At 42.0% G+C, this 224-nt stretch carries 1 pseudogene; it reads left to right on the top strand.

The annotated features are described in order from the left end of the window. Position 1: 1 nt before the first annotated feature. A pseudogene (locus RJ32_RS15130) lies at positions 2–224 on the top strand (NADH:quinone oxidoreductase); the annotation flags it as partial.

Raw genomic sequence — 224 nt, 5'->3', positions numbered from 1 at the left:
AATTCTGGTTATTCAAGTCGTTTTATGGTTAGTCAGTGGATTTTTCTTTAGCATAACGGGTCACGAGGGGATGTCGGGTCACCAATATATGGTGACCAATACGCCAGAGCCCGTTTTAAAAAAAATAGCCCCTAAAATACGCTTTCGCGAAATGCATCAAAGGTTCCCTTCGGCTCATTCAATTGAAATCGTAAGTGTCTCAGGAGTAGGACAGTATCAAGTGA

Source organism: Idiomarina sp. 28-8 (assembly GCF_000320945.2).
Classification (GTDB): domain Bacteria; phylum Pseudomonadota; class Gammaproteobacteria; order Enterobacterales; family Alteromonadaceae; genus Idiomarina; species Idiomarina loihiensis.
Note: the sequence above shows the minus strand (reverse complement) of the source record. Positions and strands in the feature narration are given on the sequence as shown.